This is a genomic window from Nonomuraea sp. KM90 (assembly GCF_052246675.1).
Taxonomy (GTDB): Bacteria; Actinomycetota; Actinomycetes; order Streptosporangiales; family Streptosporangiaceae; genus Nonomuraea.
The window spans coordinates 1-22134 of sequence record NZ_JBQQCB010000086.1 but is presented as its reverse complement, the minus strand read 5'-3'; the positions used below and the strand labels follow the sequence as shown (position 1 = coordinate 22134).

Sequence of the window (22134 nt, the reverse complement as noted above, 5' to 3'; positions counted from 1 at the left end):
GATTTGCGGCCTTCTTACCGGGGAGCCACGGCCGACCACGGGAGCGTCAGCTCGCCCAGCCGCCACCTGGCGTCGCCGCCCAGAGGTGGGCCGGACGGCACGGGCCAGGTCCCGGACAGGACGTCGATCGCGGCCAGCCACCGCTGCCGCCGCCCATGGGCCCCGTAAGGGGCGCTGACCGCCCAGGCCCGGTCGAAGTCACTCAGGAACGCATGAATCCGCTCACCCGGCACGTTCCGGTGGATGAGCGTCTTCGGCAGCCGGTCGGCCAGGTCCGAAGGCCGCTCGAAGGCATCGAACCGGGCGGAGAACGTGACCGTCCGGGGCCCGTCGGGCGAGAGCCCCACCCAGACCGCCCGCCGCCCGTTCTCGGACGACGTGCCCTCGACCAGGACACCGCCCGGGGCCAGCCGGCCCCTGAGCGCGTCCCAGTAGCGCCACGCCTCGTCCTCCCCGTACTGCCGCAGCACGTTGAAGGCCCGCACCAGCGTCGGCGCGCGCGGGACGGGCAACTCGAAGCCGCCCAGCCGGAAGCTCAACCCCTCCCGCTCGTACGGCTTCGCCACCGCCACCCTGGCCGGGTCGATCTCGATCCCCACCACCTCGACGCCCGGGGCCACCCGGCGCAACCGGGTGAACAGCTCCAGCGTCGTGGTGTGCGAGGCGCCGTACCCGAGATCCACCACGAGGGGCCGGCCGGCCGAGCGCAGCAGCGGGCCGTGCACGGCCGCGATCCAGCGATCGCAGCGCCGCAGCCGGTTGTGCCCGGTCGTGCCCCGCGTGATCGTCCCGACCGGCTTAGCCACTTACGCGGTGCACCTTGTGCTGCGCGGCCTGGGCACGGGGGCGGATGACCAGGCGGTCGACGTTCACGTGGGCCGGGCGGGTCACGCACCAGGCGATCGCGTCGGCCACGTCGTCGGCGGTCAGGGGACCCGGCACGCCGTCGTACACGCGGGCCGCGGCCGCCTCGTCGCCCCGGAACCGATTGACCGCGAACCCCTCGGTCTGCACCATCCCGGGCGCGATCTCGACGATCCGCACCGGCTGGCCGACCAGCTCCAGGCGGAGCGTCTCGGCCATCGTGCGCTGGGCGTGCTTGGCCGCGACGTAGCCGCCCCCGCCCTCGTACGCGCCCAGCGCCGCCGTCGAGGTGAGCATCACCAGCACCCCGTCGCCCGACTCGACGAGTTTGGGGACCAGTGCCTGGGTCATGCGAAGGGACCCGAGCACATTCGTGTCGTACATCCGCTGCCAGTCATCCAGCCGTCCCTCCGCCACCGAATCCAGGCCGAGCGCGCCTCCCGCGTTGTTCACCAGCACGTCGCAGCGCTCCAGCGCGGCGGCCAGCGCGTCCACCGACTCCTGAGAGGTCACATCCAACGTCACCGGCCTGATCGAGGGCACCTCCGCGGCCAGCTTCTCCAGGCGGTCGCGGCGCCGGGCGCCCGCCACCACGTCATAACCCTCGGCGGCGAGCCGACGCGCGGTCGCCTCCCCGATCCCGCTGCTCGCACCGGTCACCACAGCCGTTTTCCGCATGCCCTCATCCTGCCAGGAGGTGATTGGGGCGGCCCTGTACCCCCTCTTGTGACTGTCTGTCGGGAATGTCGAAAAAATCTGCATGGTTATAACCCGCTTGGAGGTGGTGTCGAGTGAGGCGACGACGGGTCAGCCGGGTCGCGACCATCAGCATGCACACATCGCCGCTGGACCAGCCCGGAACGGGCGACGCCGGCGGCATGAACGTGTACATCGTCGAGTCCGCCAAGCGGCTGGCTCAGCTCGGTGTGGAGGTGGAGATCTTCACCCGGGCCACCGCCCGCGACCTGCCACCCGTGGCCGAACTGGCCCCAGGGGTCCTCGTACGCCATCTCACCGCGGGCCCGTACGAGGAGATGGACCGCGGGGACCTCCCCGGCCAGCTGTGCGCGTTCCTGTCGGAGGTGCTGCGCACGGAGGCGATGTACGACCCGGGCCGTTACGACGTCATCCACTCCCACTACTGGCTGTCCGGCCAGGTCGGCTGGCTGGCCAAGGAGCGCTGGGGCGTGCCCCTCGTCCACACCATGCACACCATGGCGAAGGTGAAGAACCTGCTGCTCGCCGAGGGCGACAAGCCGGAGCCCCAGGCCCGCGTGGTCGGCGAGGAACAGGTCGTCAACATCGCCGACCGCCTCGTCGCCAACACCGCCGACGAGGCCCGCGAACTCATCGACCTGTACGGCGCCCCCGAGCAACGCGTCGCGGTCGTGAACCCCGGCGTCAACCTCAACCTCTTCCAGCCGGCTTCACAGGGCGCCGCCCGGCACCGCCTCGGTCTCCCGCAGGACGCGCACGTCCTGCTCTTCGTCGGCCGCATCCAGCCGCTCAAGGCCCCGGACGTGCTGCTCCGCGCCGCCTCCAGGATGCTCATCGACGAGCCCTCCCTGCGCGAGCGCCTGGTGGTCGCGTGCGTGGGCGGACCCTCGGGCAACGGCCTGGCCAGGCCCTCCCTCCTCACCGACCTGGCCGGCGAGCTGGGCATCTCCGACGTCGTCCGGCTCGTCCCCCCGGCTCCCCAGGAGGAACTGGCCGACTGGTACCGGGCCGCCTCGATCACGGTCGTCCCCTCGTACAGCGAGTCGTTCGGCCTGGTGGCGCTGGAGTCGCAGGCCTGCGGCACGCCGGTGGCGGCCGCGGCGGTCGGCGGGCTGCGCACGGCCGTCCGCGACGGGGTCTCGGGCCTGCTCGTCAACAGCCACGACCCGGCCGAGTGGGCGCAGGAGCTGTGCCGCTTCATCAAGGCGCCGCTCTGGCGCGACCAGCTCTCGGAGGGCGCCCGCGCGCACGCGGCCGCGTTCGGCTGGCAGGCCACGGCCTCGCGACTGGTGGAGGTGTACGCCGGCGCCGTCGCGAACCTGCACAAGGTCCCCGTGGCCGTACCGACCTTCTGACCGTACTTTGTTCTGGGGGCTTCTATTGTGGACGGCATGCGCGATGTCGTCGAAGCCGCGCTCAAGGCCGCGGACGTCACCTACGACGAGCCGCGGCCCGGAGCGTTCCTGGCCAAACTCCCCGGACAGCACAAGCTCGCCACCATGACCTGGCTGATCGTGGGGGAGCGGGTGCTGCACGTCGAGGCGTTCTTCTGCCGCCAGCCGGACGAGAACCACGCCGAGTTCTACCGCTGGCTGCTGGGCAAGAACGGCTCGATGTACGGGGTGCACTTCTCGCTCGACCCGGTGGGCGACGTCTACCTGGTCGGCCGGATACCGCTCACGGCCGTCACGGGGGAAGAGGTGGACCGGCTGCTCGGGTGCGTGCTGACGTACTCGGACGACTGGTTCGACCGGGCGCTGGAGCTGGGCTTCGCCTCCTCGATCAGGCGTGAATGGGAGTGGCGGGCCAAGCGCGGCGAGTCCCTGGCGAACCTCCAGGCCTTCGCCCGCTTCGCCGACCCGGACAGGTGAGGCCCCGCGTGGCCCGGCCATAGGATTGGCCGCATGGCGACTTTGGTGCTGCTTAGGCACGGCGAGAGTGACTGGAACGCGAAGGGCCTGTTCACCGGTTGGGTGGACGTGAGCCTCTCCGCCAAGGGCGAGCACGAGGCCCGCCGCGGTGGCAAGCTCCTCCAGGAAGCCGGACTGCGCCCGGACGTCCTCCACACCAGCCTCCTGACCAGGGCCATCCAGACGGCCCAGCTGGCGCTGGCGGAGGCCGACCTGCTCTGGCTCCCGGTGAAGCGCAGCTGGCGTCTCAACGAGCGCCACTATGGCGCGCTGCAGGGCAAGAACAAGGCGCAGACCAGGGAGGAGTTCGGCGAGGAGCAGTTCATGCTGTGGCGCCGCTCCTACGACGTGCCCCCGCCCCCCATCGCGGACGACGACGAATACAGCCAGGCCGGCGACCGCCGCTACGCCCTCCTCCCCTCGGAGCTCATGCCCCGCACGGAGTGCCTGAAGGACGTGGTCGACCGCATGCTCCCCTACTGGTACGACGAGATCGTCCCCGACCTGGCAGCCGGCCGCACGGTCCTGGTGGCGGCCCACGGCAACTCCCTGCGGGCCCTGGTGAAGCACCTGGACGGGATCAGCGACGAGGAGATCGCGGGGCTGAACATCCCCACGGGGATTCCGCTGGTGTACGAGCTCGACGCGGACTACCGGCCCACGGTCCGCGGCGGCCGGTACCTGGACCCGGAGGCCGCCAAGTCCGCCATCGAGGCCGTCGCCAACCAGGGCCGCTGACCCGCCCGCCTCCCGACCGCGACGAGCGATCGCGGGGCCGATCATCGCGCAGCCGCTTGAGCTGGGCGAAGGCTTCCCTTCGCCCAGCCCGGTAACCGGTCTGTCCGCAGACGATGCTAGGCCCGCCACGAAGGGCTTCTCGCAAGTTCCGCGATTGCGGGGCCGCTATGCACCGGTTAATTCTTGGTTGGCGGCCAGATTTCCCATTGCGGAGGCGGGTCGCTCTCCGCGGTGAACCGCTTGGCTCTGTCCACGCAATCGGGGCAGACCGGCTCATCGGCGGATCTGGCCACGGATTCGGGCGTGGCCGGACGTAGGGTGCCGAAGAACGTGATCCCCGGCGGGAGGCCGGTCTCGCGATCGATCAGGAAGGTCATGACCTCCTTGGGGTCGTAGCTGAAGGTGCGCTTGCACGCGTAGCACCGGCCCGTCGTCCTCGCGTCGTCGTCCGCCATCAGCCCTCCCGGCAGTCACCGTACGACTCCAGCATCGCCCATCCCCGGTCGATGCCCAAGACGCCGGACATCGTCGCCCGCCAGTCGCCCGTCAGCCCGCCCGCCGCCAGGATCACCGCGCGACGCGGAAGAACTCGCGCAGGTCGCCGACGAGCAGGTCGGGTGCCTCCATCGCCGGGAAGTGGCCACCCCGGTCGAACTCCGACCAGTGGTCGACGGTGTTCGCCGGATCGGCGAGGGCACGGATCGTCAGGTCCGCCGCGAACACCGCGATCCCCTGCGGCGGTGCCGGCGCGGACGGCCACCCGGCCTGCTCGTCGCCGGACCGGCCGGAGGCGATCTCACGGTAGGCGCGCATTCCCTCGTAGACGATGTTGGCCGAGGACGCGCCGGAGCCGGTGAACCAGTACAGGCTCACGTTGGTGAGCAACCGGTCGCGGCCCACCGCGTCCTCGGGCAGTTCGGCGGCGGGATCGGTCCACTCCTTGAACTTCTCCGCGATCCACGCCAACTGTCCGATCGGCGAGTCGGTCAGCGAGTAGGCCAGGGTCTGCGGGCGGGTGGACTGCAGGTGCAGGTAGCCAAGGCCGTCCTGGCGGGCGGCGTTGAACCGCTCGGCGCGCGTCCGGTCCGCGGCGGACAGCCCGTCCAGTTCGACGGGCGGGCCCAACGGGTACGGCGACGGACCGTTGATGTGGGTGGCGACCACGCGGCCGGGGGCGGCCATGGGCAGCAGCATGGTCACGCCACCCCCGACGTCGCCGCCCTGCGCGGCGAATCGCTGGTAGCCGAGCCGGCTCATCAGCTCCCCGAACGCGGCGGCCACCCGGAACAGGTTGCCCCAGCCCGGTTCCCGCACCGGGTTGGAGAACCCGAAGCCGGGCAGCGACGGGATCACGACGTGGAACGCGTCCGCCGGGTCACCGCCGTGCGCGCGGGGGTCGGTCAGCGGCCCGATCACGTCCAGGAAGTCCACGAACGAGCCCGGCCAGCCGTGGCAGAGGATCAGCGGCAGCGCATCCGGCTCGGGTGAGCGGACGTGCAGGAAGTGGATGTCCTGGCCGTCGATCGTGGTCACGAACTGCGGGTGCTCGTTCAGCGCCTTCTCCTGCGCGCGCCAGTCGAAGCCGTTCGCCCAGTAGGACACCAACTCCTTGAGGTAGTCCACGGGAACGCCGCGCTCCCATCCAGTTCCGCGGATCTGCCGGGGCCAGCGGGTGCGGGTGAGGCGATCGCGCAGATCGTCCAGTTCGGCCTGCGGGATGTCGACGCGGAACGGGCGGATGTCGGTGTTGTTGTCCATACCGGCAAACATAGGAGCGATAGAGGAACCTTCCGTTCCTGTATCCGGGCAGACTTGCAGCATGTCGGACACAGCACAACGACTGCTGCGGCTGCTCTCCTTGCTGCAGACGCCGCGGGACTGGAGCGGGCCAGAGCTGGCCGAGCGTCTCGGCGTCACCGCGCGCACCGTCCGCAACGATGTGGAACGCCTGCGCGGTCTCGGCTATCCCGTGCACGGGATCAGGGGCGTCACCGGCGGTTACCGGCTCGGGGCGGGTGCCGAGTTGCCGCCGCTGCTGCTCGACGACGATGAAGCGGTCGCCGTCGCGGTCGGGCTGCGGGTGGGCGCCACACAGGGCGCGGTCACGGGCATCGAGGAGGCAGCGCTGCGTGCCCTGGCCAAGCTGGAACAGATGCTGCCCTCGCGGCTTCGCCGTCGTGTCAACGGCCTGCGCGCCTACCTCGTCCCGCTTCCGCACGCGGGCCCCAGCGTGGACGCCGACACGCTCACCGCGATCGCGGCGGCCTCGCGCGACCACGAGCGGCTCCGGTTCGACTACGTCGGCCATGACGGGTCGGCCGGCCGCCGCGAGGTCGAGCCGCACCGGCTGGCCCACAATCGAGGCCGCTGGTACCTGGTCGGATGGGACGTCGCGAGGTCCGATTGGCGCACGTTCCGGGTGGACCGGATGCGGTTGCGGACGCCGAACGGCCCGCGGTTCACCCCGCGCGAGGACCCTGGCGGTGACCTCGCCGGCCATGTCGCCGCCGGCCTGGCCACCGCGACCTGGCAGTGCCGGGCCCGGGTGACGGTGCGCGCCCCGGCCGAACACGTGCGCGAGCGGCTGCCGTCCGGCATTCCGGTGGAACCCTTGGGCGATGACGCCTGCGTGGCCGAGGTCGGTTCGGACACACCGCGGATGCTGGCCTGCTATCTGGGCATGCTCGATGCCGACTTCGAGGTCACCGAGCCGCCCGAACTCGTCGCGGCGATCCGCACGTTGGCCGACCGCTACCGGCAGGCGGTTCCGGAGGGTGCCTGACGGACACGAGCGATCATCGCCTCGGGAGGGGCCGGTAAGCCCCTCGCGGAGCGCTCCATTCGCGAAGACCGTGCGGTCGGCCCTCGGCCGGCGCGTGTCTCAGGGCGGAGTCCGGGTATTCGGCCCGGTCCCGCACCGTGGGCTGTTAGCTTGGGCGAGCCCCGGTGACCAGGTAAACGACGTCCTGGGCGACCCGCACCGCATGATCCGCGTACCGCTCGTAATACCGCCCGACCAACGTGATGTCGATCGCCGGCTCCACCCCGTGCTGCCAGTCCTTGGCCAAGATGCTCCTGAACAGCCTCCGATGCAACCGGTCCATCGCGTCGTCGTCCTGCTCCAGCTCCAGCGCCGAGTCAACGTCCCGCGACGCCACGCAGCTCCCGGCCTTCGTGACCAGGTTCTCCGCGATCTGGCCCATCTCCAGGATGGTGGAGCGCACCTCCGGCGGGATCGCCGAGTCGGGGTGGCGCAGCCGGGCCACCTTGGCCACGTGCACGGCCAGGTCGCCCATACGCTCGAGGTCGGTGCCCATGCGCAGCGCCGTGATGACCATTCTCAGGTCCACCGCGACCGGCTGCTGCCTGGCCATCAGCTCGAAGATCGAGGTCTCGACCTCCGCGAACGTCGCGTTCACTTCCTCGTCGCGGGAAATGACGCTCTCGGCGAGCTGGAGGTCGGCGTCGAGGAGGGCCGTGGTGGCACGAGAAATGGCCGAGCGGACAAGCCTGGTCATCTCGACCAGCTTGTCGGTCAGCGAATCAAGTTCTTCATGGTACGCGTCGCGCATGTCGTCACCGTACGGCCCGGTCGATGAACGAACCCCTACAGCGAGATGAACTTTCCAGGAAAGGGTCGTTCATCCCCTGATGAGAGGGTCTGTCCCTGCGGAAACGCCACCTACCATCGGAGGCATGAGTGAGATGGCCATGAGCTTCGCGGCCCTGGCCGGGTTCGTGGTGGGCGCCCTGGCGGTCCTGTTCTACCGCAATCAGATCGAGGCCCCCAGCCGTACCGCCGCGACCGACGGCGTGGAGACCGGCGCCGCGCTGCCGCAAGGCGTCGCGTCCGTGCTGGCCGTGCTGCCCTCGTCCGCGGTGGTGCTGGACGCCCACGACCGCGTCCTGCGCGCCAGCTCGGCCGCACGGGCGTTCGGGCTGGTCAAGGGCGACCGCCTGATGGCCGCGGAGCTGCTCGCCCTGGCGAGACAAGTACGCCGCGACGGCGAGATCCGCGAGAGCGAGATCGACGTCGCCGGGCACAAGTTCGGCCAGGAGACCACCAACTTCGCCGTCCGCGTGGCACCCCTCGGCTCCTACGGCCAGGTGCTGGTGCTGGCCGAGGACCAGACCGAGCGGCGCCGGGTCGAGGCCGTGCGCCGCGACTTCGTCGCCAACGTCAGCCACGAGCTGAAGACCCCGGTGGGCGCCATGAGCCTGCTGGCCGAGACCATCCAGGACGCCGCCGACGACCCCGAGGCGGTCAGCCGCTTCGCCGGGCGCATGCAGCACGAGGCGGCCCGGCTCAACTACCTCATCCAGGACCTGATCACGCTCAGCAGGATCCAGGGCGCCGAGCCCATCCCCACCCCGGGCCAGGTCTCGATCGACGAGGCCGTCAACGACGCCATCGACCACTGCAACACCAGGGCCGTCGCCAAGGACATCGCGCTCGTCACCGGCGGCACCGAGGGCCTGCGCATCTGGGGTGACGACGAACTGCTCGTCACCGCCCTGCGCAACCTGATCGACAACGCGGTCGCCTACAGCCCCGAGCACACGAGGGTCGTCGTCAGCGTGCGGCCCGCGGGCGACTCCGTCGAGATCAGCGTCAGCGACCAGGGCATCGGCATTCCCGAGGAGGCGCTGGAGCGCATCTTCGAGCGATTCTTCCGCGTCGACGCGGCCCGGTCGCGCGCCACCGGCGGCACCGGGCTCGGCCTCGCCATCGTCAAGCACGTCGCCGCCGCGCACGCCGGCGAGGTGTCCGTATGGAGCAAGGAAGGGTCCGGCTCCACCTTCACGCTCCGCCTGCCCGCCTTCGGCGGGACGGCGGTGGCCGTACCACCCTCGATTCCCCTGGAGGCAGCCTCGTGACCGAGCGAAGCGAAGGAACCATTGGACGCAGCACCCTCAGGGGCATGAGGCCGACGAAGGAGAGCTCATGACCCGCGTACTCGTGGTGGAGGACGAGGAGTCCTTCTCCGACGCCCTGTCCTACATGCTGCGCAAGGAGGGCTTCGAGGTGTCGGTCGCGGCGACCGGGCCCGAGGCGCTCGACACGTTCGACCGCAACGGCGCCGATCTGGTGCTGCTCGACCTGATGCTGCCCGGTCTGCCCGGTACGGAGGTGTGCCGCTCCCTCAGGCAGCGCTCCAAGGTGCCGGTCATCATGCTGACGGCCAAGGACAGCGAGATCGACAAGGTCGTGGGCCTCGAACTGGGCGCCGACGACTACGTCACCAAGCCGTTCTCCTCGCGCGAGCTGGTGGCCCGCATCCGCGCCGTGCTGCGCCGCCAGGGTGACATGCCGGAGGAGCTGGAGACGGCCGTGCTGGCCGTCGGCCCCGTGCGCATGGACGTCGACAGGCACGTCGTCGCCGTGCGGGGTGAGGCGGTGCAGCTGCCGCTGAAGGAGTTCGAGCTGCTGGAGGTGCTGCTCCGCAACGCGGGGCGGGTGCTGACCCGGGGCCAGCTCATCGACCGCGTCTGGGGCGCCGACTACGTGGGCGACACCAAGACGCTGGACGTCCACGTCAAGCGCCTGCGCGCCAAGATCGAGGCCGACCCGTCCAACCCGCGCTGCATCCTGACCGTGCGCGGCCTGGGCTACAAGTTCGACGCCGTGGAGGAGTGAGGAACCCCGGTACCGCGAACGGCGGTGCCGGGGTTTCGCATGCCCTCAGCGCGTCAGTGGGCCTCTTCCGCGGGGGCGGACGGCGTCGGGGTCGGCGTGGGGGCCGGGGTGGCGCCGGGGGCCGGGGGGTAGTCCTTGAACTCGCGGCTGCGCGTGACCACAGGCACGTTCAGGGACACGACTCCGGCGTTGGCGAACTGGAGGTCCAGCTTGATGGTCTCGCCGCCCCTGAGGCTCTTGGGGATCGCCTCGAGCATGATCTGCGGGGTGGGCTTGCCGGTGTTGACGAGCTGGTTGCTCGGGAGCTGGATCGGCGCCGTGACCTTCACCGTGCCCATGTTGCCCGCGGAGACCGCCTGAAGCGTGTCCGGGGCGCCGGCGGTGTTGAGGATGTTCAGGTAGATCGGGGCGGAGCCGCGCCAGGCCAGCTGCGCTCCGGAGTCGGGGCCGAGGATGAACGCCTGCGGGATGTGAATGCCGCTCTGGTTGCCGTACGAACCCTTCTCGATCAACGCTTGCGCCTCGTTCGGGGCGTACGGCTTGTTGGTGGTGGCGTCGATTCCAGCCCCGCAGCCCGCGAGCACGGGGGCTGCCAAGAACGCGGCGGCTACGACAATCCAGCGACGGCTGGTCACGGGCGGGTTCTCCTTGGTCTTGCGCAGGTGTCGCGCGTGCGTGATGTGCAGCGCCCACCATATCCACCCCAATGCAAGGTCATATCCACACCCCCGCAGGTCATTCGCTATGTCCGGAAATGCGATTCATACAGTTGAGAGCTTGTCAAGCCCCAATATGCGGCCTTGACCTGCAGTTATGAGGATTTCACTGTTCCGGGAGGCTGTGGACGCGTGGTACCCTGGAGTACAGCGGAAGGGGTACTTGTCACATGACTTTCCAGGTCGGCGACACTGTCGTCTACCCCCACCATGGGGCTGCTCGGATCGAAGCAATCACGACGCGATCCATCAAGGGTGAGGAAAAGACCTACCTGGTGCTCAAGGTCGACAAGGGCGACCTTACCGTCCAGGTGCCAGCCGAAAACGCAGAACTCGTCGGTGTGCGCGATGTTGTCGGTCAGGAAGGCCTTGAGCGGGTTTTCGATGTCCTTCGGATGCCGCACACGGAAGAGCCGACCAACTGGTCTCGTCGCTACAAGGCCAATCTGGAGAAGCTCGCATCCGGCGATGTGAACAAGGTCGCCGAGGTGGTTCGGGACCTGTGGCGGAGGGACCGCGAGCGCGGTCTGTCCGCAGGCGAGAAGCGCATGCTCGCCAAGGCACGCCAGATCCTGGTCAGCGAGTTGGCCCTGGCCGAGAAGACCAATGAGGACAAGGCTGAGGCCCTTCTCGACGAGGTTCTCAACTCCTGAACACGAATCTTCCACGGGTGGGCGTCGGAGTCGACGTCCACCCGTTCGCTTCGGCTGACTCAGGGCGTGAGCTCAACCTCGCGGGCCTGCACTGGCCGGGCGAGACAGGACTCGAAGGCCACTCCGACGGCGACGCTGCCGCGCACGCGGCCTGCGACGCGTTGCTGTCGGCGGCCGGCCTGGGCGATCTGGGCGGGCTGTTCGGCACCGCCGACCCGCGCTTGGCGGGCGCCTCCGGCGCCTCCCTGCTCGAGGAGACCGCGCGCCAGGTGCGCGCCGCCGGCTACGAGATCGGCAACGTGGCCATCCAGGTGGTCGGCAACCGGCCCAAGCTGGCGCCACGCCGTGCAGAGGCCGAGCTGGCGCTCGCCGCCGCCGTGGGCGCGCCCGTGAGCATCTCCGCCACCACCACCGACGGGCTGGGGCTGACCGGCCGCGGCGAGGGTGTCGCGGCCATCGCGACCGCTCTGGTCGTCAACCTTTCCTGAACCGCGGGCGTCATACGTAGGGATGCGTGAGGGTGTCCCGGCGGGCCGCCGAGCCCGTCGAGTTCGGAGGCGGCGGTTCGTCACTGGCGCGGTACGGACCGCCGCCTTCCCATGGGTAGTTTGCCTGCTCAGGGGGTAGGTCTCCCCAAGACATGTGAACGTCTCGGGGGGAGCTACACATGATCGGCGCGATTGTTTCCGCAGTAGTCATCGGCGCCATCGTCGGTGCGCTTGCCCGGCTGCTGGTGCCCGGCAGGCAGAACATGTCCATCGGTCTGACCCTCATCGTCGGCATCGTCGCCGCCCTGATCGGCACGCTGATCGCACAGGCGGCCGGCTGGGCGGACACGCGAGGGATCGACTGGATCGAACACATACTCCAGCTCGTACTGGCTGTCGCCGGTGTGCTCCTTGTGACGCGAATGGGCATGGGGCGCGGCGGTCGCAGCGGCAGAACAATGACCTGACCTGCCCCTTCACCAAGACGGCGCATAATCGCCGTAGATCGGGTAGCCACCTCTCCGTGAGAGTGAACCGCTCACCCTCACGGGGAGGTTTCATGTCATGACCATCGAATCCATCCTTGGCGCCATAGTGATTGGCGCCGTGATTGGCGCAATCGGTCGCCTGCTGCTCCCAGGCAGGCAGGCCATCGGGTGGATCCTCACCATCGTCGTCGGCATCGTGGCGGCTCTGCTGGGCACGCTGCTCGCACAGGTGCTCGGTGTGCAGACGACACCCGGCATCGACTGGATCGAGCTGGTGATGCAGGTGGTGCTTGCCATTGTCGGAGTCGGCCTGGTGGCCGGGCTCCGTCGCGGCACCAGCGTCTGACGGCAGCGGCCTCCAGGCGGGATAGATGGGCCCGCCCGGGATTCGTCCCGGGCGGGCCCCTTCTCAGCTCTCAGGCGGGCGTGCTCAGTCCTCAGGCGGGCGTGGCGTGCTGCGCAGACGCCCTGAGGGGGCCGGGGTGTCGTCGTGGATCACCGGGTGAGGGGCGGTGTCCTCCAGCTCCTCACGCGTCTCCTCACGGCGCTCTCCGGAGTCGGCGGCCTCGGGGCCGTGCTCGGGATCCGGGACCTCGTCGTCCCCGACGACGGGGTGGGGCTGGGTGTCGGCGTCCTCCTCCTCGTCCCTGCGGTCGGAGCGGGGGTGGACGAGGACGTCGGTGGGCTTGACCCGGTCACCCCAGCGGACGGGGCGCGTCAACGACTCAGGCTCGGGCGCGGACTCGGGCTCAGGGCGGGGCTCGGGTTCCGGCTCGGGCTCAGGCTCTCGTTCGGGCTCAGGGCGGGGCTCGGGCTCGGGCTCAGGCTGGGGTTCTAATTCGGGGTCTTTCTCCTCCTGCACCGGCCACTCGGACACCCGCGTCGAGACCGGGGGCGTCTCGGGGGCGGCGGTGGGACCGACCACCGGCGTGGGCTCCAGCACGGGCACCGGCGCCTGCGTGGCGAGCGGGGGCGGTGTCTCGGCCTGGGACGGGGAGCGGTGGAACGGCACGATGTCCTGCTCGGCCGTACGGTCGTCGCCCTCGCCCGAGCCCTGGGCGCGATGGGCCTGCACGTGCTTGATCAGCAGTAACCACAGCCACAGCGCCAGGGCCAGCATGACCCAGGGCGCCAGGGCCACGCCCACGGCCGTCGGCCGCACGTCGAACGTGAACCGCACCGCCGTGGCCACGTTCGCCGCCGCGGCCGCCACGATGAGCAGGACCAGTACGAACGCCGCCTGGACGCGTACGAGCATCCTGGCCGGGCGCAGCAGCAGCACGCCGATCAGCGCCACCACCAGGAGCGCGTCGAAGGCGGCCGGGTAGAGGAAGGCGAGGTCGGGGCGGGCCTCGCCGGTGAGCGCCAGCGCGCGCAGGTCGTCGAAGGAGAGCGCGCACGCGGCCCCGGTGAGGGCGGCGACGGCGAGCCCGGCCAGGGCGATGCCCAGGCGGCGGAGCAAAGAGGGGGGAGTCACGTCCATGGCGGTTCGAGCCTACAGAAGAATGGGGTCGCAGACCGATCAAGGGAGACCCCGCATGGCCGAGCTCACGGAAGATGTCCGCAAACTTCTGGACGCGCCCAATTACGCGACGGTGACCAGCATCAACCCCGACGGCGGGCCGCAGTCGTCGGTCGTGTGGGTGCGTACGGACGGCGACGACGTGATCTTCTCGACCGTGAAGGGGCGCAGGAAGCCGCGGAACTTCGAGCGCGACCCCCGGGCGAGCCTGCTGGTGATCGACCCGGCCGATCCGTACCGCTACGTGGAAGTACGCGGGCGCGTCACCGTGACGCCCGACCCCGAGGGCGCGCTCATCGACGAGCTGTCGCAGAAGTACCGAGGGCTCCCATGGGAGGACAAGCCGGGCGTCGAGCGGCTCATCGTACGGATCTCGCCGGACAGGGTCTTCTTGCGAGGCTGATTAATCGACGTGATGGCGGCCGCGAGGCGTTAGCCTTTCCTCGTGAGCCTGCACATCTACGACACCAGTACGCGCGCCATCCGTGAATTCGTTCCGGTCGAAGCCGGCCGGGCGTCGATTTACCTGTGTGGGGCAACCGTGCAGGCTCCCCCGCACATCGGGCACATCCGCTCGGGCGTGAATTTCGACGTGCTCAGGCGCTGGATGGCGCGTTCCGGATATGACGTGACGTTCTGCCGCAACGTCACGGACATCGACGACAAGATCATCAGGGTGTCGGCCGCCGAGAGCGTGCCCTGGTTCGTCGTGGCCGAGCGCAACCAGCGGGCCTTCACCTGGGCCTACGACACGCTGGGCTGCCTGCCGCCGACCGTCGAGCCGCGCGCCACGGGCCATGTGCCCGAGATGATCACGCTGATGGAGCGGCTGATCGAGCGCGGGCACGCGTACGCATCCGGTGGAGACGTCTACTTCGACGTGCAGTCCTACGCCGACCGCTACGGCACGCTCTCCAACCAGAAGGTGGAGAACATGCGGCCCGCGGCCGACACCGACGACGAGTCCTGCAAGCGCGATCCGCGCGACTTCGCCCTGTGGAAGGGCGAGAAGCCGGGCGAGCCGACGTGGCCGACGCCGTGGGGGCCCGGGCGCCCCGGCTGGCACCTGGAGTGCTCGGCCATGGCGACGAAATACCTGGGCCCGACGTTCGACATCCACGGCGGCGGGCTCGACCTGATCTTCCCGCACCACGAGAACGAGATCGCCCAGTCCCAGGCCGCGGGCGACGGCTTCGCGCGTTTCTGGATGCACAACGGGATGCTCAAGATCGGCGCGGAGAAGATGAGCAAGTCGCTCGGCAACTCGCTGCTGATTCCCGAGATGGTGCAGAAGGTCCGGCCGGTGGAGCTGCGCTACTACCTGGCGGCGCCGCACTACCGCTCCTCGATCGAATACTCGGAGGAGGCGCTGCTGGAGGCCGCAGCGGCCTACCAGCGGATCGAGGGCTTCGTGACGCGGGCCGCGGAGGTCATCCACGACGTGGACGCCGACGCGCCGCTGCCCCAGGCGTTCGCCGACGCGCTCGACGACGACCTGGGCACGCCCCAGGCGCTGGCGGTCGTGCACGAGGTGGTGCGCGAGGGCAACGTGGCGCTGTCCAAGGGCGACAAGGAAGCCGTGGCGCGGCTGCTGGCCGAGACCCAGAACATGCTCGACGTTCTGGGCCTCGACCCGCGCTCGCCGCAGTGGCGCGGTGCCGGGTCGGACCTGACCCCGGTGGTGGACGCGCTGGTGGCGGTGGCGCTGGAGCAGCGCAAGGCGGCCAGGGAGCGCAAGGACTACGCGGCCGCCGACGCGATCAGGAACCAGCTGGCGGCCGCCGGCATCACGGTGGAGGACACGCCGCACGGGGCTCGCTGGGAGCTGACCCACTAGATCCGCAAGAGGTCGATGATCACGTACTGGTCTCCCAGCGGGTAGGAGACCAGGCGGTTCCCGGTCAGGCCCGGCTGGACGCTGACCGACCCGCCCTTGGCGTCGGGGCGCAGGCCCAGGTCGCCGGACTTGCCGGTGGTCAGGTCGAGCAGCGCCTGGCCGCCGGTGGGCATGGGCAGGTGGATGGCCATGAAGCGGTCGTAGGCCAGCCCGAGCGCCGCCCACTGCGGCAGCTCCCGCTGCTGCGAGCCGTCGCGCAGGCGGTGGAAATACTTCTCGTCGGCGCCCGTGCCGACGCACGTGGTGACGCCGCACCTGACGAACTTCTCGCCCGGCCGGACGAGCGCCTTGCTGGTCTCCCCGGTCTCGACGTTGAGCAGCTCCTCGAAGCTGGGCTCGTTGTCCGGCGTGTAGTCGCCCGGGGTCCCCACCCACGGCCAGCGCAGGATGTGGTGGCGGTCGGCACCCGCGACGGGGGTCACCTGCCCGCCGTCGAGGGGCAGGGTGAAGACGCCTCCTTTGACGAGGGAGAAGGCGAGCTTGCCGGCGACCACGGCGGAGGCGTCGGTGCCGCCCTCGACCGGGGCGTCCGTCGCGATGGCGGTGGGCTCTCCGCCCGTGATGGGGACGGACCAGAATTCGGTACGCCTGTTCCGGACCGTCTGCCAGACGACTCGGCCTTCGCCGACCGCGTACCCCGAGGCGAACACGCCCTTCGGCGTCCGGATGTCGGCGATCTTGCGGACATCGCCGGTGCCGAGGTCGTAGGCGTAGATCGCGTCGGCCTTCTCGAAGCTCGACCACGTCGACAGCAGGATCGTCCGGTCGTCGATGAACAGCAGCGGCTGGAACTTGCGGCCGTCCGAAAGCTTCGCCGGGATCTTCCACACGGCGTTCGGCCACACCTCCTCGACGGGGGCAGGACGGCCTTCCTGAGCGGCCTGGCTCTCTTGAGGTGATGGGACGGGATTCACCGCCAGGTGGGCGCTGTCGTCGCCGAGGTCGCGTACCGTCACGGACACGCCGCCCGCGACGACCGCCACGGCGAGCGCCGTCACGGCGGCCAGCGTACGCGCCCGGCGCCGCCGCGAGCGGCCCACGATCGCCGTGGACAGGCCGCTCGGTGCCTGCGGCGCGGTCTCGGCGGCGCGGCCGATGACCCGGCGGAGGTCGTCTTCCAGCTCCTTGGTCACGGGGTGCTCCTCTTGGCGGGGATACGGTGGGCGATCGCGGAACGGAGCTTGGCCAGCCCGAGCGAGGCGTGGCTGCGTACGGTTCCCTGGGAGATGCCGAGGAGCTCGGCGATCTCCGCGTCGGCGAGTTGCTCGTAGAAGCGGAGGACGAGCACGGCGCGCTGCTTACGTGGCAGCCCGTCGAGGGCCTGCCACAGCTCCTGGTCGTCGTCGGAGGGCAGCGCGTCGTGCAGGGGCGTCTCCGGCAGCGCCCAGGCCAGGTGCTCGCGGCGGCGCAGTCTCCAGGCGCTGATGTGGAGCCGGGTCATGATGACCTTGGTGTAGCGTTCCGGATCCTCCTTCCGGCGCACCCTCGACCAGGCCCTGTGCAGCCTGATCAGCGCCTCCTGCGTCAGGTCGGCCGCGTCATGCGGGTTGCCGCTGAGCGCGTAGCCGTAACGCAGTAACGCATTGGCTCGCTCCGCGACGAACTCCGTGAAGCGGGAGTCGTCTTCCACTTGTCATCGCCTTTCCCTGGTCCGTCTCCACAGAGACGGACTTGGCGGGGGATTTGTTGAACGGCCGGTGGACTTCTGCCGTGGGCGATGCGGGGCCCGCCCGGGAAGTGCGGATCGACCACTCGACTCTGCCCCTGCCTCGGACGACTGTGCACGGTGCCCTTCGACCTCCTCTTTCCTCGACCCTCTCCGCGAGCACCGCCCATCCGCTGCGAAAGACCTCCCTCGCCGCCGCGGGCTGAGGTGGCTGGCGGCCCGAGTACCCTTGATGGCATGGCAGCAGGGGGTAGGGCATCGGGCAGGCCCGCGAAGAAAAAGGGCCCGTCCAAAGGCGCCGGAGGGCAGCGCCGCCGGTCGCTCGAGGGCCGGGGCGCGACACCGCCTGCCGAAATGCGTCACTGGTACAAGGACAAGGCCCGCACCGAGCGCATCGCGCGCGAGGAGCAGGGAGGCGCCCGGCGCGCCGCGCCTGCCAGGCAGCGGCGCTCGGAAGACGCCCCCGAATACATCGGCGGCCGCAACCCGGTGCTGGAAGCGCTGCAGGCGGGGGTGCCGAGCAACGCCCTCTACGTGGCCCAGCGCATCGACAACGACGACCGCGTACGCGACTCCATCAAGATCGCGGCAGAGCGCGGCATCGCCCTGCTCGAGGTCTCCCGCGACAAGCTCGACCGTCTGACGGAGGGTGCCGTCCACCAGGGCATCGCCCTCCAGATCCCGGCATACGACTACGCGCACCCGTCCGAGCTGGTGGACCTCGCGGAGGAAGCCGGCGAGGTGCCGCTGATCGTCGCCCTCGACTCGGTCACCGACCCCCGCAACCTGGGCGCCATCGCCCGCTCCGCCACCGCCTTCGGCGCCCACGGCCTGCTCGTCCCGTCCCGCCGCTCGGCCGGCGTCACGGGCGGCGCCTGGAAGACCTCCGCCGGCACGCTCGCCACCCTCCGCGTGGCCCGCGCGTCGAACCTGACGGCGGCACTGCGGGAATACCGGGAGGCCGGGCTGTTCGTGATCGGCCTCGACGGTGCCGGCGAGACCGACATCGGCGACGTCGACCTGCTGACCGAACCGCTGGTGGTGGTCGTGGGCTCGGAGGGCAAGGGGCTCTCACGGCTGGTGCGGGAGCACTGCGACGTGGTGACGCGCATCCCGATGCAGGCGGCGGCCGAGTCGCTCAACGCGGGGGTGGCGGCTGGGGTGGCGCTGTATGAGGTCGCTCGTCACAGGCGTCTCTAGCGTCTACACTGGTAGACCGTGCCGACGTAGCTCAATCGGCAGAGCATCTGTCTTGTAAACAGAAGGTCAGGGGTTCGATTCCCCTCGTCGGCTCTCCCAGAATGCCTGGGTCATCTTAGGGGTGACCTGGGCCTTCTGCTATTGCGGACCAGGTATGGGTGTCCGGCTGTGTGCGGCTAACAGCGGTGCACAGCGGGAGGTCGTACCCAATGCTTGCCCACGCACTACCGTCAGACCGCAGGCAGCCAAAGACCCGAGTAGCCCGCCTGAGGGCGAGAACTCCTGGAAGCTACAAACACATCAAGTGGGGCGGCGCGGCCTCAGGGGTCCTGTCGGGAACGCACCTCTTGTTGGGATAACCGTCTAGCATCGTGCCGACGCAGGGAGCCAGATGACTGACAGCAGCCTATGGGACCGAGTCTCGTCGGCGCCGAGGAGGCGAGCTGCAAAGCAGCAGTCAGGCAAGCAGGTTGAAACTCCGGGAGTGCGGTCTCCGTCCCCGCGGAAGCTTCGTGGTGCCCAAGTAATTGCACTTCTTCTTTGGCTGTACATCTTTGTGAAGATGTTTTTCCTTGACATAGATTATGTCCTTATAACTGAGCTCTTCCCCGATGCACCTTGGGTGCTGGACCTAAGAATCATCCTGATAGCTGGGCTGCTAGTGGCTCTAGTGCACAGCTTTAGGCGGTATGTGTGGTGGATCCTGTATATCGTCTTCTTTCCTGTTATTCTGGCAGCTTGGCACGTTCCGCTGAGGCTTTATAAATTTTGGAGTTGGGATCTGGCGATCGCCTTAACTCAGATCGCCTATTCTGTGGGGCGTAATTACAAGGCGAACATCTCGGTCCGTGTTGCCGAGATATGCTGTATATTTCTTGTAGCGGGAGTCAAGCCGCCTATCCTGATGCTGCCTCTCGGTAGCGTGCTACTTCTATGCTTGATCTGGACGTTCGCGCGAACCTTCATCTCGGTTTTCGCGTCTCGCCATTTTCTTCGCGCGCACGCCGAGGTGGCGAAGAGGATCCTACGCTCAGGGCAAGTTATGAAGTGGTCATCGCTCCCACAGTCGCTGAGCAAGAGTCGAGCCAAGCGCTTCAATACTAGGCAGACCGAGGAGCTCGCGAAGAGTCTTTCAAGTGCTCTTCTCGTTATAAAGGCTAGCGACTTCTATGCATATAGGCTCGACCGTTATCGAAAAAGTCCTGCACCTTACATTCTCAGCTTGCTCTCGTATGTGGTGCTGTTTGCGTATACGACCGTGAACTTGGCGATTGTCAATGTGGTCGTTTATAAGTTCTCGACGTCTCAGTTCAAACTCGACCAGGAGTTCTCATTCTTGGGATTCTTGCACTATGCGCTTTCTTCGCTCGCTCTCAATGGAGTTGATGGGATAGTGCCAGTTGGCGATATTGCTATCGCTTTAAAAGTGTTCTCGGGATTCTTTGGTGCGGTCGTTGGGTTAACGCTGCTAGTTGACGTCTTTTTCAGTTTTAAGAAGCAGCGCGATGACGAGATTGCCAGGGAGACTATCGATGCGATAAAGACGGAGGCTGGGCGCGTAGTTACTCGTGTCGAGAGCGAGTATCAGATAACTCATCGAGAAGCTCTGCAGCGACTACAGGATCTTGGTTTGGCGACGACGCTTGGAATGGTTTTGTGGTTTTCTGCGCAGATCCCGGAGGATGATGACGGCGAGAAGATGGAATAGAGGAGCAGTGGCAATAGGTTCAGTGATCTAGCAAACTGGTGTCTCGTTGCTTCCGGGTTCCAGGTTGCACGTTCTGATCAGAGAGGGCGGATCTCGTGACAGATGCGATCGCCTTCGCAGGGGTCGTCGTTGGCGTGTTGGCTATTATCGCGTCCTTGCTCATCTATCGATGGCAGCGTCAGCGTAGGGAGCTGGGCTACGTAATACTGACAAATCGTCCGCTTCTTGCGGCCAAGACCCCGTTTTCGGTTCGTGTGCATTATAATAGAAAGGTTGTAGCGGAGCCGAGATTGGTAGCAATGCGCATTGCGAACATTGGCACTGCCTCGATTGAGCCTTCGCACTTTGAGCGCCCATTATCTATCAGTTTTTCCAGATCTCGGGTGCTCACGGCCGAGGTAACAGGAGTGCATCCGGCGGGACTGCGGCCAAGTTTGCAAGTCGATGAGGAGGCGATTCATTTAGCACCCTGCCTGCTAAACCCGGCTGACGTCATCGAGGTTCAATTCCTTCTAGATGGAACCTTTGATGCAATACAAGTCGATTGCCGTGTTACTGGCGTTAGGGCGATGCGCTCTGTGCGGCTAGCGCGGGACTCTTGGGGAGCGGTTTGGCGAGTCTCGATCGTCGATATTGTGTTGCTGACCATTGGGCCTGCTCTCGGCGTTGGTGGTGCCATCGCTCTCTTCGCTGAAGGAGGTGTAGCTCAGGTATCGTTAGGAGGTGCTTTCTTGTTGATTGGAGTCATCGGCGGCTGGGTAGGGGTCAGAATTGCGCGTAGAAGCAGGCTCTGGCTTTCGCTACCGCCCCCTAAATGGGACTAGCATCTCATGGCCTGAGACGGCCAATAGACTAAGTGTGATGACCCCGGACTTGCTGTGCTAGTGCGTCCGGATATCAAATTGGAGCTGGACCCTTGCCAGAGTCCAGCCCGATGTCTTCGATCTACTTGAGTCTTAGTGCATCGCCTATGCGCTTCAAGGCGGCCTCTTCTTGGCCGACGAGGCATTTTGAGTAGGTGCTGAGGAGAACCTTTACGCTGTTCCCCGCCCACTCGGCGACTTGCTTAGCCGGCACCCCGGCGTTCAGCCACGTCGATAGGCAGGCGTGGCGTAGGTCGTAAGGTCGTTTGGCTAGTGGTGAGGCATAATCTGTTACGCTCAAGGCGCTCCTCCTCGCAGCATCCCATGCTCGACGGATAGTGGTCGGCGAGAGTTCGCCTCCTGCGATACCGCGGAAAACGCGGCCGCCCGTTTGGCTGCCTGAAACCCTCAAGTGCGTGCGGAGGATTGTGACTAGTTCGGGAGCGCAGGGTACAGGCCGCGTTTCACCCTGCGCGCGATGCTTGAGACCCCTGTAATCTCGACTACGGCCGGAATCTGTCCATTCCTTTCCCGCGACGGGCGTTGCGTGTGAAAGGTGGATTAGACCCCATGCGCCATCGCTGGCTGGCAAGCTTAGGTCGCTCTCGTGAAGGCTCGCCGCTTCCTCTGGGCGTAGTCCCGCAAAGTAGATGACCGCGAAGAAGGGCATCAGGAGAGGACCACTAGGTTGCTGCTGCCGCACGGCTTCGAGCAGCGCGTGGGCTTGTGTGGGATTGATGACTGAGCGTCGGTCTACTTCGAGGGATGATCTCGGGGTCTGCCACCGCAGACTCTTGATCGGATTCGCCTCTAGGAGTCCCATCTCCAAGGCGAACTCCATTGCGTTGGAGAGAATCACGCGATGATTTCGTGAGGTGGTTGCGGCTGCTGGCCTGCCGTCGAGCCGAGAGGTGGCAGCGGTAAGGAGAGCGCGAGTCAAACCCGAGTTTCGCAGTTAGTGGGCAGACGAGAGCGCTGAATTGGGTGTTTGACCTGGGACAACGGGCGTGGGAGAGCCTGCGAGTCGTGTGTCCACGCCTGTGTGCTGGGTTCTTGCTGGTCGGAG

23 protein-coding genes and 1 tRNA gene are annotated in these 22134 nt (G+C 67.8%); 15 read left to right on the top strand and 9 right to left on the bottom strand.

Features of this window, described 5'->3' with window-relative positions; all coding sequences use genetic code 11:
• Window positions 1–14 precede the first annotated feature (14 nt).
• Together ACTWPW_RS45810 and ACTWPW_RS45805 are read right to left on the bottom strand one after the other, a co-directional pair.
• Complete coding sequence (locus tag ACTWPW_RS45810; RefSeq protein ID WP_375116973.1) at window positions 15–806, bottom strand: class I SAM-dependent methyltransferase; 792 nt, start codon at window positions 804–806, stop codon at window positions 15–17.
• Entirely contained in the window at window positions 799–1542 is a 744-nt protein-coding gene (locus ACTWPW_RS45805) for an SDR family NAD(P)-dependent oxidoreductase (protein ID WP_364119754.1), read from the bottom strand. The genes ACTWPW_RS45810 and ACTWPW_RS45805 overlap by 8 nt, the downstream gene beginning before the upstream one ends.
• A gap of 113 nt (window positions 1543–1655) precedes the next feature.
• On the opposite strand from ACTWPW_RS45805, the gene mshA reads away from it, so the two are divergent.
• From mshA to ACTWPW_RS45790, 3 genes are read left to right on the top strand one after another with little or no spacing between them, the layout of a single operon-like run.
• A complete protein-coding gene (gene mshA, locus ACTWPW_RS45800) occupies window positions 1656–2936 on the top strand; it encodes a D-inositol-3-phosphate glycosyltransferase (RefSeq protein WP_443172442.1) in 1281 nt (426 codons plus the stop codon).
• A 36-nt stretch (window positions 2937–2972) separates the two neighbouring features.
• Entirely contained in the window at window positions 2973–3452 is a 480-nt protein-coding gene (locus tag ACTWPW_RS45795; RefSeq protein ID WP_364119751.1) for a YbjN domain-containing protein, read from the top strand.
• A 33-nt stretch (window positions 3453–3485) separates the two neighbouring features.
• The gene (locus tag ACTWPW_RS45790) at window positions 3486–4229 is read left to right on the top strand and encodes a phosphoglyceromutase (protein WP_375116976.1); all 744 of its coding nucleotides are present in this window, start codon (window positions 3486–3488) and stop codon (window positions 4227–4229) included.
• Between the two features lie 176 nt (window positions 4230–4405).
• Here ACTWPW_RS45790 and ACTWPW_RS45785 read toward each other — a convergent pair whose 3' ends face one another.
• Window positions 4406–4684 carry a hypothetical protein gene (locus ACTWPW_RS45785; protein ID WP_364119747.1) on the bottom strand — a complete coding sequence of 93 codons (279 nt, stop codon included), beginning with the start codon at window positions 4682–4684 and terminating at the stop codon, window positions 4406–4408.
• A gap of 112 nt (window positions 4685–4796) precedes the next feature.
• Complete coding sequence (locus ACTWPW_RS45780; RefSeq protein WP_443172441.1) at window positions 4797–5987, bottom strand: epoxide hydrolase family protein; 1191 nt, start codon at window positions 5985–5987, stop codon at window positions 4797–4799.
• Window positions 5988–6048: 61 nt separating this feature from the next.
• Between ACTWPW_RS45780 and ACTWPW_RS45775 the strand changes: the two genes are divergently transcribed.
• Window positions 6049–7011, top strand: a complete 963-nt coding sequence (locus tag ACTWPW_RS45775; RefSeq protein ID WP_375116978.1) for a helix-turn-helix transcriptional regulator — start codon at window positions 6049–6051, stop codon at window positions 7009–7011.
• Window positions 7012–7156: 145 nt separating this feature from the next.
• On the opposite strand, the gene phoU is transcribed toward ACTWPW_RS45775, so the two are convergent.
• Entirely contained in the window at window positions 7157–7801 is a 645-nt protein-coding gene (phoU, locus tag ACTWPW_RS45770; RefSeq protein ID WP_364119742.1) for a phosphate signaling complex protein PhoU, read from the bottom strand.
• Between the two features lie 133 nt (window positions 7802–7934).
• Between phoU and ACTWPW_RS45765 the strand changes: the two genes are divergently transcribed.
• Both ACTWPW_RS45765 and ACTWPW_RS45760 read left to right on the top strand, forming a co-directional pair.
• Complete coding sequence (locus tag ACTWPW_RS45765; protein WP_364120005.1) at window positions 7935–9107, top strand: sensor histidine kinase; 1173 nt, start codon at window positions 7935–7937, stop codon at window positions 9105–9107.
• Window positions 9108–9174: 67 nt separating this feature from the next.
• Window positions 9175–9867 carry a response regulator transcription factor gene (locus ACTWPW_RS45760; RefSeq protein WP_364119739.1) on the top strand — a complete coding sequence of 231 codons (693 nt, stop codon included), beginning with the start codon at window positions 9175–9177 and terminating at the stop codon, window positions 9865–9867.
• A gap of 53 nt (window positions 9868–9920) precedes the next feature.
• Here ACTWPW_RS45760 and ACTWPW_RS45755 read toward each other — a convergent pair whose 3' ends face one another.
• On the bottom strand, window positions 9921–10574 hold the full coding sequence (locus tag ACTWPW_RS45755) for a copper chaperone PCu(A)C (protein ID WP_364119736.1): 654 nt from the start codon (window positions 10572–10574) through the stop codon (window positions 9921–9923).
• 179 nt (window positions 10575–10753) lie between these two features.
• Between ACTWPW_RS45755 and ACTWPW_RS45750 the strand changes: the two genes are divergently transcribed.
• The 4 genes from ACTWPW_RS45750 (at window position 10754) to ACTWPW_RS45735 (ending at window position 12558) form a co-directional block, all read left to right on the top strand.
• Entirely contained in the window at window positions 10754–11236 is a 483-nt protein-coding gene (locus ACTWPW_RS45750; protein WP_020544658.1) for a CarD family transcriptional regulator, read from the top strand.
• 17 nt (window positions 11237–11253) lie between these two features.
• Window positions 11254–11724, top strand: coding sequence for a 2-C-methyl-D-erythritol 2,4-cyclodiphosphate synthase (ispF, locus tag ACTWPW_RS45745; RefSeq protein WP_443172440.1), 471 nt, complete (start codon window positions 11254–11256; stop codon window positions 11722–11724).
• 179 nt (window positions 11725–11903) lie between these two features.
• Entirely contained in the window at window positions 11904–12191 is a 288-nt protein-coding gene (locus ACTWPW_RS45740) for a GlsB/YeaQ/YmgE family stress response membrane protein (RefSeq protein WP_375116980.1), read from the top strand.
• Window positions 12192–12288: 97 nt separating this feature from the next.
• The gene (locus ACTWPW_RS45735; protein ID WP_364119728.1) at window positions 12289–12558 is read left to right on the top strand and encodes a GlsB/YeaQ/YmgE family stress response membrane protein; all 270 of its coding nucleotides are present in this window, start codon (window positions 12289–12291) and stop codon (window positions 12556–12558) included.
• Between the two features lie 84 nt (window positions 12559–12642).
• Here ACTWPW_RS45735 and ACTWPW_RS45730 read toward each other — a convergent pair whose 3' ends face one another.
• Complete coding sequence (locus ACTWPW_RS45730) at window positions 12643–13695, bottom strand: DUF2637 domain-containing protein (RefSeq protein ID WP_443172439.1); 1053 nt, start codon at window positions 13693–13695, stop codon at window positions 12643–12645.
• Between the two features lie 55 nt (window positions 13696–13750).
• Here ACTWPW_RS45730 and ACTWPW_RS45725 point away from each other — a divergent pair, with 55 nt between their 5' ends.
• The gene (locus ACTWPW_RS45725; RefSeq protein ID WP_375116982.1) at window positions 13751–14137 is read left to right on the top strand and encodes a PPOX class F420-dependent oxidoreductase; all 387 of its coding nucleotides are present in this window, start codon (window positions 13751–13753) and stop codon (window positions 14135–14137) included.
• Window positions 14138–14179: 42 nt separating this feature from the next.
• Window positions 14180–15571: a cysteine--tRNA ligase gene (gene cysS / locus ACTWPW_RS45720; protein WP_443172438.1), complete on the top strand. Its 1392-nt coding sequence runs from the start codon at window positions 14180–14182 to the stop codon at window positions 15569–15571.
• On the opposite strand, the gene ACTWPW_RS45715 is transcribed toward cysS, so the two are convergent.
• Together ACTWPW_RS45715 and ACTWPW_RS45710 are read right to left on the bottom strand one after the other, a co-directional pair.
• The gene (locus tag ACTWPW_RS45715; protein WP_443172437.1) at window positions 15568–16764 is read right to left on the bottom strand and encodes a hypothetical protein; all 1197 of its coding nucleotides are present in this window, start codon (window positions 16762–16764) and stop codon (window positions 15568–15570) included. The two genes, cysS and ACTWPW_RS45715, sit on opposite strands and share 4 nt — an antisense overlap.
• On the bottom strand, window positions 16761–17261 hold the full coding sequence (locus ACTWPW_RS45710) for a SigE family RNA polymerase sigma factor (protein ID WP_375116985.1): 501 nt from the start codon (window positions 17259–17261) through the stop codon (window positions 16761–16763). Before ACTWPW_RS45710 ends, ACTWPW_RS45715 begins: the two co-directional genes overlap by 4 nt.
• Before the next feature lie 273 nt (window positions 17262–17534).
• Between ACTWPW_RS45710 and rlmB the strand changes: the two genes are divergently transcribed.
• The 3 genes from rlmB to ACTWPW_RS45695 all read left to right on the top strand — a co-directional run bounded on the left by rlmB (window position 17535) and on the right by ACTWPW_RS45695 (window position 20205).
• Complete coding sequence (gene rlmB, locus ACTWPW_RS45705; RefSeq protein ID WP_364119714.1) at window positions 17535–18497, top strand: 23S rRNA (guanosine(2251)-2'-O)-methyltransferase RlmB; 963 nt, start codon at window positions 17535–17537, stop codon at window positions 18495–18497.
• 20 nt (window positions 18498–18517) lie between these two features.
• Window positions 18518–18590, top strand: a tRNA-Thr gene (locus ACTWPW_RS45700).
• A 298-nt stretch (window positions 18591–18888) separates the two neighbouring features.
• Window positions 18889–20205, top strand: coding sequence for a hypothetical protein (locus ACTWPW_RS45695; protein ID WP_443172436.1), 1317 nt, complete (start codon window positions 18889–18891; stop codon window positions 20203–20205).
• The last annotated feature ends 1929 nt before the right edge of the window (window positions 20206–22134 follow it).